Here is a 13,666-nt window from a genome sequence, read left to right as displayed (position 1 = left end):
AAGCAATCATCATAAAGGTATACTTAGTTTGTGCAGGTTGCGAAAATGGAGTCATTACTATAAAGGATAATCTTTTGGATAAATGCCGTCCACTTATCCGCTTAAAGCTGAGAATTCGATTTGCTACTATAGACGGATTAAAGTAAGATTAAGGAAGGAAAAGTAAAAGAAATGGGGAAACATCATGGCAAAAAAATCCATTTATGGATTAACATTTAAGCAACTGGAAGATTGGCTGATCGAAAATGGCGAGAAGCGTTTTCGCGCAAATCAAGTATGGGACTGGATATATAAGAAACGAGTGAACCAGTTTTCTGACATGTCCAATGTTAACCAAACAACCATTCAATTATTGGAAAAAAACTATGACTTATCAACATTAGAAGAGGAAGTTAGACAGGAATCAAAAGATGGAACGGTTAAATATCTCTTTAAGCTTGCAGATGGAAATGTAATTGAAACGGTTCTCATGCGCTTTGATTATGGACTTTCTGTCTGTGTGACGACGCAGGTCGGCTGTAATATCGGCTGTTCCTTCTGTGCAAGCGGATTGCTCCGGAAGAGCCGGGATTTAACAGGTGGAGAAATCGTTGAACAAATTATGCATGTTCAGAAGAATCTTGACTTGAAAGGGAAGGACGAACGGGTCAGTCATATCGTTGTCATGGGGATAGGTGAGCCATTAGATAACTTTAATAACTTAATGGATTTCCTTTATATTGTAAACGATGATAAGGGCTTGAACATCGGTGCCCGTCATATTACCGTTTCAACAAGCGGGCTTGCTCATAAGATTTATGAGTTTGCCGATACAGGAATCCAAGTGAATCTTGCTATATCCTTGCACGCTCCGAATGACGAACTGCGTACGCAAATTATGAAAATCAACCGAGCATTTCCGATTGAGAAGCTTATGAAGGCCGTTGATTATTATCTTGAGAAAACAAACCGCCGCATAACATATGAATATATTATGCTACAAGATGTCAATGACCACAAAAAGGAAGCAAAGGAACTCGTCAAGCTTCTTTATAACCACCGTCATTTAGCTTATGTGAACTTGATTCCGTATAACAAGGTCGATGAGCATATTCAGTATGAAAGAAGCCATGTCGATACGATTCAGGAATTCCACCAAACATTGAAAGCAGGTGGCATCAACAGTGGAGTGCGCTGGGAAAACGGCGCAGATATTGATGCAGCATGCGGTCAATTAAGAAGTAAGCAAATTGCAAAAACGAAAAAGAACAAAGCGGTATAGTCTGAAACTAATCTGAAGAAAGGATTACAAAGCAGATGAATGATTACGTGACACCGTACGAAGCGAAGAAGACGACACCGGAGAAAATAGCCCAGCACGTCGAGTCAGGCTGGGTTTGCGGCTCTGATATCGGTCTTTCGGCACCTCCCGGGATTATTGCTGCGCTTGATGAACATGTAGGGGAAAAAGACTTGGCCGATGTATATTATCATACGCTTTTGGATTGGTTGCCGATGGGTGCTTACAGCGAGGAGTATCCGGGAATAACTGGAGTTTCTTGGTTTTCCGGCGGTTTTGCCAGAAAGGCTGTTAACCAAGGAATTGCTGATGTGATGCCATCCTATTTCCGTGATATGCCGTCTTTAATTGGGGAACAGAACCAAATAGATGCAATTTTTCTTGCGGTTGCCCCAATGGATGAATTCGGAAATTTCAGTACTGGTCCTTCTGCAGCTCTTAGTGAGGCATTACTTAAGAAGGCGAAGCGTATTTACCTGGAAGTGAATAACCATATTCCCCGCTCCGTGACAGGACCTGTCGTGCATCTTTCCGATGTGGAAGCATTGTGTGAGAATCATGTGAAGCTGCCTGATTACCCGCGTCCTGAACTGGATATGGTGAGCAAGCAGATTGCAAGCTATATTGCTGAAGAAATACCAGATGAATCCGTCATTCAATTTGGGATTGGCGCTATTCCGGATGCAGTAGGGCTTGCATTACGGGAAAAGCGGGATCTCGGCATCCATACAGAAATGTTAACCGAAAGTATGGTTGAATTAATTGATGCAGGAGCGGTTACAAATGAGAAGAAGACTTTGCATCGCGGGCAAACCGTTGCATCTTTTGCCTTCGGTTCCAAGCGGGTATATGATTTTATTCACGAAAATGAAGCATTAACGATGCTGCCGATCCAATATATCAATGATCCAAGTATCATTAGGCAGATTCCGAGTTTCATGTCGATCAATTCTGCGATTGAAATAGATTTCTTCGGCCAAGTTTGTGCAGAGTCAATGGGGACGATGCATTTTTCAGGAACGGGCGGGCAAGTCGATTTTGTCCGCGGTGCGGTATTATCACCAGGCGGAAAAAGCTTCCTCGCCTTCCCGTCGACGGCAAAAGATGGGACCGTTAGCAGAATCAAAGCAATCTTATCGCCAGGAGCGATTGTAACGACGAGCAAGAATGATGTGAATTACATCGTGACGGAGTATGGAATCGCTAATTTGCGAGGCAAAACGCTAGGACAACGCACAAAAGCATTAATCGATCTCGCCCATCCGAAGTTCCGGGAAGAACTAATTTTTGAAGCAAAAAAACGAAATATTATTCTATAAGAAAACAGCCAGATAAGCAGATACTGGCTGTTTTTATTTTGGACGGGACATTGGGGTCAGAACACTTGTCCCACGTGAAGTAGGACAGTTGCTCTGACCCCATTTGTCTCATTTTTAAGTTTTCTCAAACTTTTTTGCGAGTTGGGGGTATTTATTAGTGAAGAGATTTTGGAAAGGGGTGGTGAAGTGAGTGATAAGGAACGAAAATTGATTAGGAGAATCAAAAGGGGAAATCAACACGCATTTCAAACGTTATATAACCGGTATGTGGATGATACTATCCAGACGGTTTACGGCATTACGAGAAATCATAACCATACCTTTGATATTGTTCAGGAAACATTTATTAAAGTTTATCGGCATCTGGAAAAATTTGATGAAGAGAAACCGTTTAAACCGTGGTTTCATCGTATTTTATTAAATGAGAGCATGCGTTATTCAAAAACAGAAAAGTCCGCTATCCCGATTTTCCAGAAAGTTTATATGGAGATCAGTCGGGAAGAGAATACGACGACTGAAGAAGTTATCGAAAGGATTAAAGAGGAAATAGAAGCAGATGCAGGAATGGGTATCCGCAGAGAGGAGCGAACGACGGAGCCGATTGAAGCGGAGGTGATTCTAGGGATGGGACTGGATGGCTCAAGGGACACAGAGAGCTTCGGCAGCGAATGGAATACACCGATTCATCGTTATTACGTGATGGATACGATAAATGAGCAAGTTTTCATCATTAAACAAGTTTACTTTCTTGAAGCAGCAGAGGGGCATGGGGCAAGATTTCATTATATGCTAGAAAGCTTTGAAATTGCCAAAGAATAGATAGAAAGTCATGTAGAGAGGCATAATCTGCATGGCTTTTTCCTTTTAAACCAATACTAACCAACTCATTTTTTAGAATTGTTTTAAAAACAGCTATCTTAATTACTGAAAATATGATAAAATCACACGTATACAATATTACTTTAGTACGTTAACGCGCACAGGGGGTAAAGTGAATGAGAAAGATAGTTTGGACATTGTTAACAATTGGGCTCTTGCTGCTTACAGCTTGCGGCTCAAGTGATACAGAAGCAACAGAAAGCAGTGATAATGAAAATGCAGATGGTGAAGTATACAATATCGGTGCAACGCAAATCGTTGAGCATCCGTCACTTGACGCTGCATACGAAGGATTCCAGCAAGCATTGGAAGATGCTGGTTTAAATGTGGAATATGATTTTGACAGTGCGCAAAATGATCAGAATAATGTAAAGCCGATTTCTGATAGTTTTGTAGCGGATGGAGTGGATCTCATCTTTGCAAACTCGACACCGAGTGCACTTGGTGCCTTACAAGCAACAAGTGAAATTCCGATACTATTCACATCTGTAACAGACGCGGTTGAGGCAAAGCTTGTTGATTCGATGGAAGAACCTGGCGGTAATGTAACAGGAGTGGTGGACTTGCATCCAGAGGGAATCCAGTCAACAGTACAATTTATTGCTGAATATTTCCCGGATGCGGCGGTTGGTACAGTTTATAATGCCGGCGAGCAAAACTCTGTCACGCAAGTAAATACAGTAAAAGAAGCTGCAGAAGAAGCAGGTCTCTCGGTTGTGGAGCGTACTGTAGCTAACACATCCGAAGTACAGCAAGCGATAGTCTCATTAGTGGAAGACGTTGATGTACTATATATCATCACAGATAATACGGTAGTTTCAGCACTTGACAGTGTTGTAGGTGTTGCGAACGATCATGAAATACCACTCATTGTAGGTGAACCAGATTCCCTTGCAAAGGGTGGCTTTGCAACATTTGGGATCGATTATCATACAATCGGGTATCGTACAGGTGAAATGGCTGTCGATATTTTAACAAATGACAAATCTCCAAGCGAAATTCCGGTAGAATATCCAGCGGAAATGCAGCTGTTCATTAACAAAGAGGCAGCTGAAGCGCAAAACGTCGAATGGCATTCTGACTGGGATGAAGATGCACAATTTATAGAGTAAAAATAGGATAAGTCGCTAATATTGGCGACTTATCCTATTAGAAGAAAGAAGTCAGCAGAAGGAGTACAAAATATGTTTATTTCAATGTTTGGTGCAGTAGAATCCGGGATTATTTATGCAATCATGGCACTTGGTGTTTATTTGACATTCCGAGTTCTTGATTTCCCTGATCTAACAGTCGATGGAAGCTTTGTCACAGGAGCTGCTGTTGCTGCATTAGCCATCATCAACGGGGTTCCGCCGATTATCGCTACGATTCTTGCTGGTATTGCAGGTTTCCTTGCAGGAACGCTAACAGGACTCTTGCATACAAAAGGAAAAGTAAATGCCCTCTTAGCCGGTATTCTTATGATGACGGCATTATATTCGATTAACCTCCGTATTCTCGGCCAGCCGACCTTATCCCTCCATACAGAAGCGACCATTTTTGATCAATTAGGGAACGTATGGGGAGCACCAATCGATAACATGTTGAACAGCATGCTAGGTATATTCGGGCTTGAACGGTTGCCGAGCACGTGGGGAATTTTAATTGTTATGCTTCTTGTGACGGTTATCATCAAGCTTGTTACCGACTATTTCCTGAAGACAGAGGTTGGTCTTGCAATCCGGGCGATCGGGGATAATAAGCGGATGATTCGCAGCTTGTCTGCTAACACAGATAATTTAACGATTCTTGGGGTTGCTCTATCCAATGGGTTAGTCGCTCTTTCGGGTGGTCTAATCGCCCAGCTCGGTGGATTTGCTGACGTCGGAATGGGAATCGGAATGATTGTTATCGGTCTAGCATCTGTTATTATCGGAGAAGCGCTCTTCGGAACGAAGACGATCGCGCGGGCAACCTTGGCAGTCATTGGTGGAGCTGTCATCTACCGAATGATTGTGACACTTGCGTTGCGTTTTGATTTCTTTGAAACGGGTGACATGAAATTGATTACCGCAATCATCGTTATTATTGCACTTATTTCACCGAAGATTCTAAAGACCCAGCGTGAGAAGAAGCGCCGAATTGAAAAACGTCGGGCTTTAGAGCAAGAGATCAAGGAGGTTGGCTAAATGCTTGATGTGAAGAATATTTCCATTGTCTTTAATGAAGGAACAGTTGATGAGAAGACGGCCTTGAATAATATTAATTTAAGCTTAGAAAAGGGAGATTTCGTCACTGTTATCGGGAGTAATGGTGCCGGGAAGTCTACCTTGATGAACGTCATTGCCGGCCAGCTTTATCCGGATGTCGGAGATGTGCTCATTAACGGGAAACAGGTGATCCATCTGCCGGAGTATAGACGTTCACAGTTTGTCGGCCGCGTGTTTCAAGATCCGATGGCAGGGACAGCCCCATCCATGACGATTGAAGAAAACCTAGCAATGGCTTATTCGAGAAATAAAAAGCGGAAATTAACCTTTGGTGTTACAAAAAGTCGACGGAAGATGTTCAAAGAATATTTGCAGACTCTAAACCTCGGGCTGGAGGATCGTTTGACGGCAAAGGTCGGAATGTTATCAGGCGGGGAACGGCAGGCATTATCGCTGCTCATGACGACATTTACCGATCCAGATATTTTGCTGCTTGATGAACATACTGCAGCGCTTGATCCATCCCGGGCGGAGCTAATTACGGGTCTTACGAAAAAGGTGGTTACAGATGCTGGGCTCGCGACTCTGATGGTAACGCATAATATGCAGCAAGCCCTTGACCTCGGAAATCGGTTAATCATGATGGATAAGGGACAGATTATATTTGAAGCAAGCGGGATTGATAAACAAAGACTAACAGTGGAAGACCTTCTACATGAATTCCAGCGGATTCGCGGGGAGCAGTTCGAAGATGACCGTGTTGTTTTAGGGTGAGGAAGTTGTCAAGCAATCTTCATTTATAGCTACTCCAGAACGCATGCCACCATGCTAAAATAAAAGCATGAGATTAATTTTATGCAGGGAGAGTGGAATAGATGATGAGAAAAATGACAATACTTATCTTTGTAATTTCAGGTCTCATCCTGTCAGCTTGCAGTGCTGGAGAAGAAGCGGCAGACACGGAGACGCCAACGGATATTGAACAGTTTGTTCATGAATACAGTACAGGTACGTTTGAAAATGTATCTGCATCGATCACTTCAAATGAATTAATTGTCACTTATACTAATAATAAGGAAGAAATTTATGAACTGCCAGCAGATAAATTTTTCCTTTCCATTGCTCCATTTGAAGAGGTGACCCATCCTTGCTTTGACCACAGCTTAACCGGTTGTCAGGGAGAAATGGTGAACGAATCATTTGCAGTAGAAATTATCGATAGTGAAGGCGACATGATTGTGAATGAAACGATGGAAACAATGGATAATGGCTTCATCGATCTTTGGTTGCCGCGCAATGATGATTATGAAGTAAAGATATCGTATGAAGATAAAACAGCTGAACAAACTCTATCCACTTATGAAGGGGATGGAACTTGCGTAACAACGATGCAGCTGCTATAAAAAAGAAGACCTGCCAATCAAGAAGAATGGCAGGTCTTTTCTTATCTGTTTTTAGATAACACCTTGAGCAATCATTGCATCCGCAACCTTCTTAAATCCGGCGATGTTTGCACCTTGGATTAGGTTTGTTGCATTATCGAATTGTTCCGTTGCATCTACACAGTTATTGTAAATACTCTTCATAATATCTTGGAGACGCTCATCAACTTCTTCAAACGTCCATTTGAGGCGCATGCTGTTTTGTGCCATTTCTAGCTGGGAAACAGCTACTCCACCAGCGTTTGTTGCTTTCGCTGGTCCGAATGCGACACCATTTTCAAGAAAGACATTCGTTGCCTTTTGTGTGCTTGGCATGTTTGCTCCTTCAGCAACTGCGATGACACCATTTTTGACGAGTGCAATCGCATCTTCTTCATCAAGTTCGTTCTGTGTTGCACAAGGTAAGGCAACGTGACAAGGTACACTCCAAATCCCTTTACAGTTTTCATAGTAAGTTGTATCTGGATCGAATTCCAGATAATCGCTTACTCTACCTTTATCCACTTGCTTAATTTTCTTAAGTACTTCGATGACAATTCCATTTTTATTATAAATGTAACCGGAAGTATCACTACAAGCGACGATTTTCGCTCCAAGTCGGCTTGCTTTTTCCATCGCATAAATCGATACGTTACCAGAACCGGAAACGACGATGGAACTTCCGCTAATGTTATGTCCAATATCTCTCAGCATTTCTTTCAAGAAATAGATTGTCCCATAACCAGTTGCTTCCGTTCTTCCAAGACTTCCACCATAATCTGGGGATTTTCCAGTGATTACTCCAGCCTCATAAGCACCACGGATTCGTTTGTACTGGCCGAACATATAACCAATTTCCCTTGCGCCGACCCCGAGGTCGCCAGCAGGAACATCAACGTCTGGACCAATATATCTGGCAAGTTCCGTCATATAACTTTGACAGAAGCGCATAATTTCATTATCTGACTTACCCTTCGGATCGAAGTCTGCGCCACCTTTACCTCCACCGATCGGCTGGCCAGTTAGTGAGTTTTTAAATGTTTGTTCAAACCCTAAGAATTTAACGATACTTAAGTTAACGCTTGGATCAAAACGAATGCCGCCTTTGAACGGTCCAATGGCACTGTTGAATTGTACCCGGTACCCACGGTTTACTTGGGTTTTGCCGTTGTCATCCACCCATGTAACGCGAAAAGAAATAACGCGTTCGGGTTCAACGATTTGTTCGAGAATACCCATTTCCATATAATGAGGCTCTTTTTCTAGTAGAGGGAGAATCGATTGGAGGAATACAGCAACAGCTTGGTGGAACTCAGGTTCATTCGGGTCGCGTTTCACAACCGAACGATAAATTCCATCCAGATATGCGGATACTTCTTTATTAGCGGTATCTAGTTGATTACTGATTGTGTTCATATATGCTCTTCCTCCTTATGTCTATACGTATAATTATACCTCTATTTTACCTTTTTATATCTATCTAAACAATATAAAAGATAGATATAATCAATGCCGATATGAGATAATAAGTTTGGGAGGGCTCGAATGTGGAACTAAGACAGATTAAATATTTTATTGAAGTAGCGAAAAGGGAACATGTAACCGAGGCGGCAAATCACCTGCATGTCGCGCAATCTGCGGTTAGCCGGCAGATTGCAAAGCTTGAAGAAGAGCTGGGGGTGAGCTTATTTATCCGTGAAGGAAGAAATGTCCGGCTCACTCCAATCGGGGAAATCTTTTTAAAGCATATGGAGCAGGCGATTCATGTGATTGAAGATGCCGAACAGGTCATTCATGAATATACCGATCCAGAAAAAGGAACGATTCATATCGGTTTCGTCAGTACATTAGCGTTGTATATTTTGCCGACCTTGATTTCTGCTTTTCGGCGGCATTATCCGGCGGTAAAGTTTAAATTAATTCAAGGGAATTATTATGAGTTAAAAGACTATGTATTGAAAGGGAAAACGAATATGGCATTACTTGCGCCCGTTCCAATGGAGGAATCTCGCCTGGTGGGGAAGGTGTTGTCGACCGAAAAAATTGTGGCCTTAGTTCCATTGCATCATCCGAAGGCGAATCAGCAAGCATTACGGCTCACCGATCTTCGTGATGAATCTTTCATCATGTTCCCGGAAGGCTTTATCTTACGGCGTATTCTCATGCAAGCTTGTGAGCAAATTGGCTTTACCCCAACTGTTACGTCTGAAGGGGATGATATTGATGCACTTAAAGGGCTTGTTTCGGCAGGGCTTGGTATTTCCCTCGTTCCGGAAAGCACGCTTGTCGATAACTTACCACGGGCAACCGTCCGAATCCCTTTGATTGATCCAGTCGTCACCCGCACGGTTGGGATGATTATTCCGGCCGATCGCGAACTACTACCGACGGAGAAAATCTTTTATGAATTTGTCGTTGATTTCTTCAGCCGTTTAGAACAATTTAAAAAATAACTATCCTGCAAGTTAGTTCAATGTTTCCACATTATGATGTTAGCCGGAGCAGGTTTATTTGATTATAAAATCCCTTCAACCAAAAATGGTGAAGGGATTCGTGTCTAATGAAAATAATTTAATAATCCTTTGGCAATCTTATCCGCCACCGTTTGTTGATAATCGGCTGTTTGAATAACCGATAAATCATAAGGGCTCGTAATAAATCCTAACTCCAATAAAATGGCCGGTGCATTCGTGTTACGGAGAACTTTATAGCCGGCTTGTCCAAGTCCGCGGTTCGCTAAAGGAACAGCAGAACTTATACTCGAATGGACATGTCTTCCAAGTTGATGACCAGCTTCTGTATAATAGAATGTATTGAAGCCTTGAACAGAAACAACTGGGAATGAATTATAATGGATACTAATGAATGCATCCGTATTATAAGCGTTGCTCAAATCTGCTCGCTCGTCCAATGATAAATAGTAGTCCGATGTCCGTGTTTCAATTACGGTTGCCCCGTGATTCCGAAGCGTTTGCGCAATCTGGTTTGTAGTCTGGTGAACAAGTTCTTTCTCATACACACCGCCAAGACCAATCGCACCAGGATCTCTTCCGCCATGACCGGCATCTAATACGATATTGAAGCCAGATAGAGAGCGGTTTGCTGACGTTGGTTCCTTATCGGTATTGACACTTGCAACTTGTGTGGTAGCTGTCTCTGTTGCTTGTTCACTTGAACTTGCAGTGCTCGCACCCGATGAACTTGTCAGCCAGGAAGCAATCCAGCCGGTATTTCCATTGTTAAGTTCAACATTTATCCAATCACCTGATTTGGAAATCGTATTAAATGTTTCCCCTTGGGATGCTCCGGCAATGACCGCATACTCAAGGGTTGGACCGGAACGGATATTGACACTTGGAGCAGTAACGGTCACTGAGTTTGCAGCAGCTTCCGTTGTCTTTGCTGGTGTTGCAGTTTGTTCCGAATTTGCTGCAGGTACTTCGGGGCTCGCCTGAATCAAATGATGCTTTGCAACCCAAGCGGTGCTTCCGCCATAATAAGTCTGCACCCAGCCGTATTGTTCCTGGAAGACTGTAAGCCTATCTCCCTTATGTAGAAGTCCAATAATAGTTGCATCACTTGCAGGATCCTCGCGAACATGAAGAATATTTGCTCCCACTTCATAAGTTTGTCCGCTTGCTGCCTCCATTTTTTCCACATGAATAAAGAAAGTAAGTAATACTATTACGATAAAGCTAATCTTGAGGTTCCTCATAAATGCCTCCTTGTATTTTGGAAAAAATTAGATTAATAGTTTTATAATAATATGAATGAAACGAGTAAACAAGGGAATAGAAGAAATAAATCCATAATGATGATAAAGAACTATTCGGAATAATTGGGAAAAAGGTCCTTAGAGACTGGTTGCTTAAAAGGCTTACTTTCATTCCGGATAAGTATAACCTTCTCCCCCCTAGGCTCTGGATTGCTTTGTGAGAAAGCTTAATTTGAAACGTTATTTCATATATTTTCCGAGTAGCTCGTTTACCTATCTTTAGTGGGAAAGCAATCACGTTTAATCTTCCCATCAATACGCTGACTTTACTCTAATGGAAAGTAACCAGGTTTATTCTCAATCAGCATATGCATCTGGTTTTCATCGGAAAACGCCCGTCCCAAGCAGGGCAACTGGACACTACATAAAAAAAGAGCACATCCAAACCGTGGATGTGCTCTGCGCATCTTATTAATCCCATACTTCGCTTGCGATAATTAAACTGATGCTTACTCCGATACCTAAGGCTATAACATACATTAACATATGAATACCTCCCACAAGTGAATGCTATTATACTAATATTATAGTATATATTTAAATGAAAAGGAAAAAGAAGTTTAGGCTTTTAACCATTTCCAAATTTCACCCGGGGTTGCGTTCTTCCCGTACATGAGAATTCCGACCTTAAAGATTTTGCCAGCAAGCCTGACAAAGATAAAGACACTGACGATGATAATCGCAAGAGAGATGCCGATTTCAAGCCATGGCCAAACATCGAGCATCGTAAGGCGGAGCAGCAATACTCCTGGAGCAGTGAACGGAATGTAAGTTCCGATTTGCGCCATTAAACCAGAAGGGTCTGCAACGACCGGACCGATGAAAATGAATGGCAAGAATGGCAGCATCATGACGATCCCTTGGAAGTTGCCGGAAGTCGTCACATCTTCAATCGTAGCACCGATTCCCACAAAGATTGCTGCAAACATCAAGTAGTTCAGCACAGCAATGAATACAAACAGCAGTGTTTCCGGAACGAATAAATACTCAAACAGCGGGATATCGGTCGTGAACAGGATAAATGGCACTAAGAACACGAGCAATACAGCCGCTTGCACAAGTCCAAGAACAAAATAGCCGATAATTTTCCCTTGCATTAATTCTTCAGGAGTGACGGAAGAGAGAATGATTTCGGCGATTTTATCTTTTTTCTCTTGAGAAGCACTTTGGAACATTGCCATCCCGGTGAAAAGAATCGAAATGAAAATGATACCACCAAAAGCTGCTGGAACGATTCCCGCTAGGAAATCTTCACCGGCTGCCTCGTCTTCAAGAGCTCCATCGTCCGTGATTTCTTCTGCATCCATTTCCGCAAAATGAATCCCGCGAGAGACAGCAAGTGATTGCTCTTCCGTTAAGCCAAGCGTCTCCATCTGATAGCTAAGAATTGGTGCTTGAAAAATGGCCAGCTGATTTGAAAAGAATGAATCCACATCTTCAGCGATATACACTGGAATGACGCCTTCGTTCAAGGCAGCCTCATTTAAGAATACATAGGCAGTATCTTCCGCTTCCTCTAACTCAGCAGCAACTTCGCCAATTTCCACATTCGTTTCCTCTATCCGAAAGTCCAGTCCACTTTCGGAAGCATACTGCGAGAGTTCATCGATAATGCCAATCTCATCATTGATGAAAACAGTCATCTCATCTCCTTCAGCGCTATCGTCTGAATCGCCGCCAATCCAGCTGCCAATCAGGCCGAAACCGACAATTAAGAGGGGAGTAAGGAATAATCCGATTAGAAAGGTTTTATTTTTCATATTTCGCTTGATTTCCCACTTCGCCACTTTCATCGCATTACGCATGGACTTCACCTTCTTCCGGCATTAAGTGCTTATCTGTTGCGATATCGATAAAGATTTCATGAAGAGATACACGGTCAATCGCTAGTTCCTGGATCGTAACATCGTCTGGCAGTTGTTTCAGCCAATGGTTTGGATTGACATCCTTCGTTAAATAAAGAATCGAGACATCGCCGTCCTGTTCAATATTTTCAACGTCAGGAATGGCCTCTAAAGTGCTTCTTTCATTGCTGCCGCGGATGGTGCATTTAAAGTTGGCATACTCTTGTTTCACAGCATCAAGTGAACCATAAATGACCTTCTCTCCGCGTTGGATCATAAATAATCGGTCACACATTTCTTCCACTAAGTTCATTTGGTGGGATGAAAGTAAAATTGCAGTGCCATTATCCCGGAGACTGCGAATTTCATCTTTGAAAATTTCCTGACTTACCGGGTCAAGACCAGAGAATGGTTCATCAAGAATCAATAATTCCGGTTCATGAATGACTGCACCGATAAATTGTACTTTCTGTCCCATTCCTTTTGATAGCTCTTCCATCTTGACGTTTTCTTTACCTTCCAAGTCAAATTTTTTCAAGTAGGCAAGTACTCTTTCTTTTGCCTTCCCAACGGGATAATCTTTCAAATCGGCAAGGTAAAGCAAGATGTCCATGACCTTTACGTTTTTGTATAAGCCCCGTTCTTCAGGAAGGTAGCCAATTTTATTTTGCGGTATTCCTTTCCCTTGGTGGTTATGGAACGTGACAGTTCCATCGTCGGGGTACATGATTCCCATTATATTGCGGATGGTTGTTGATTTACCAGCACCATTCGGGCCAAGAATCGCCATTATTTCACCCTTCTTGACTTCGAAGGAAATGTTTTTTAAAACTTGTTTGTCTTTAAAGGATTTATTAAGCCCATTTACTTCCAACATCAAATCCATTCCAGCACCGACTCCTTTCGAATAAAAAATATGTATGTTTCGTTGTAGTAGGTTATACGGGTGAAATGGATAAA

General features: G+C 42.4%; 12 protein-coding genes. 8 read left to right on the top strand and 4 right to left on the bottom strand.

Annotated features, from left to right (window positions below; all coding sequences use genetic code 11):
• The first annotated feature begins 184 nt into the window (after nucleotides 1-184).
• From rlmN to L3V42_RS04245, 7 genes are all read left to right on the top strand, one after another.
• Complete coding sequence (gene rlmN, locus L3V42_RS04275; protein WP_235762675.1) at nucleotides 185-1,261, top strand: dual-specificity RNA methyltransferase RlmN; 1,077 nt, start codon at nucleotides 185-187, stop codon at nucleotides 1,259-1,261.
• Nucleotides 1,262-1,296: 35 nt separating this feature from the next.
• Nucleotides 1,297-2,598 (top strand): acetyl-CoA hydrolase/transferase family protein, encoded by a 1,302-nt coding sequence (locus tag L3V42_RS04270; RefSeq protein ID WP_238471408.1) that lies wholly within the window; start codon nucleotides 1,297-1,299, stop codon nucleotides 2,596-2,598.
• 186 nt (nucleotides 2,599-2,784) lie between these two features.
• Nucleotides 2,785-3,417 carry an RNA polymerase sigma factor gene (locus tag L3V42_RS04265; RefSeq protein ID WP_238471407.1) on the top strand — a complete coding sequence of 211 codons (633 nt, stop codon included), beginning with the start codon at nucleotides 2,785-2,787 and terminating at the stop codon, nucleotides 3,415-3,417.
• Between the two features lie 176 nt (nucleotides 3,418-3,593).
• Nucleotides 3,594-4,589, top strand: coding sequence for an ABC transporter substrate-binding protein (locus tag L3V42_RS04260; protein WP_235762672.1), 996 nt, complete (start codon nucleotides 3,594-3,596; stop codon nucleotides 4,587-4,589).
• Nucleotides 4,590-4,661: 72 nt separating this feature from the next.
• On the top strand, nucleotides 4,662-5,645 hold the full coding sequence (locus L3V42_RS04255; protein ID WP_238471406.1) for an ABC transporter permease: 984 nt from the start codon (nucleotides 4,662-4,664) through the stop codon (nucleotides 5,643-5,645).
• Nucleotides 5,646-6,440 (top strand): ABC transporter ATP-binding protein, encoded by a 795-nt coding sequence (locus L3V42_RS04250; protein ID WP_235762670.1) that lies wholly within the window; start codon nucleotides 5,646-5,648, stop codon nucleotides 6,438-6,440.
• A 104-nt stretch (nucleotides 6,441-6,544) separates the two neighbouring features.
• Nucleotides 6,545-7,069, top strand: coding sequence for a CueP family metal-binding protein (locus tag L3V42_RS04245; RefSeq protein WP_238471452.1), 525 nt, complete (start codon nucleotides 6,545-6,547; stop codon nucleotides 7,067-7,069).
• 51 nt (nucleotides 7,070-7,120) lie between these two features.
• Here the strand turns inward: L3V42_RS04245 and gdhA are convergent, their stop codons facing one another.
• Nucleotides 7,121-8,503, bottom strand: a complete 1,383-nt coding sequence (gdhA, locus tag L3V42_RS04240) for an NADP-specific glutamate dehydrogenase (protein WP_235762668.1) — start codon at nucleotides 8,501-8,503, stop codon at nucleotides 7,121-7,123.
• 131 nt (nucleotides 8,504-8,634) lie between these two features.
• Between gdhA and gltC the strand changes: the two genes are divergently transcribed.
• Entirely contained in the window at nucleotides 8,635-9,540 is a 906-nt protein-coding gene (gene gltC, locus L3V42_RS04235) for a glutamate biosynthesis transcriptional regulator GltC (protein ID WP_238471405.1), read from the top strand.
• Between the two features lie 104 nt (nucleotides 9,541-9,644).
• On the opposite strand, the gene L3V42_RS04230 is transcribed toward gltC, so the two are convergent.
• The 3 genes from L3V42_RS04230 to L3V42_RS04220 all read right to left on the bottom strand — a co-directional run bounded on the left by L3V42_RS04230 (nucleotide 9,645) and on the right by L3V42_RS04220 (nucleotide 13,592).
• On the bottom strand, nucleotides 9,645-10,802 hold the full coding sequence (locus L3V42_RS04230) for an N-acetylmuramoyl-L-alanine amidase family protein (protein ID WP_238471404.1): 1,158 nt from the start codon (nucleotides 10,800-10,802) through the stop codon (nucleotides 9,645-9,647).
• A gap of 620 nt (nucleotides 10,803-11,422) precedes the next feature.
• Nucleotides 11,423-12,667 carry an ABC transporter permease gene (locus L3V42_RS04225; protein WP_238471403.1) on the bottom strand — a complete coding sequence of 415 codons (1,245 nt, stop codon included), beginning with the start codon at nucleotides 12,665-12,667 and terminating at the stop codon, nucleotides 11,423-11,425.
• Nucleotides 12,660-13,592, bottom strand: a complete 933-nt coding sequence (locus tag L3V42_RS04220) for an ABC transporter ATP-binding protein (protein WP_235762664.1) — start codon at nucleotides 13,590-13,592, stop codon at nucleotides 12,660-12,662. Before L3V42_RS04220 ends, L3V42_RS04225 begins: the two co-directional genes overlap by 8 nt.
• Between the last annotated feature and the right edge of the window lie 74 nt (nucleotides 13,593-13,666).

The organism is Oceanobacillus alkalisoli (assembly GCF_022213125.1).
GTDB lineage: Bacteria > Bacillota > Bacilli > Bacillales > Amphibacillaceae > Oceanobacillus > Oceanobacillus alkalisoli.
Note: the sequence above shows the minus strand (reverse complement) of the source record. Positions and strands in the feature narration are given on the sequence as shown.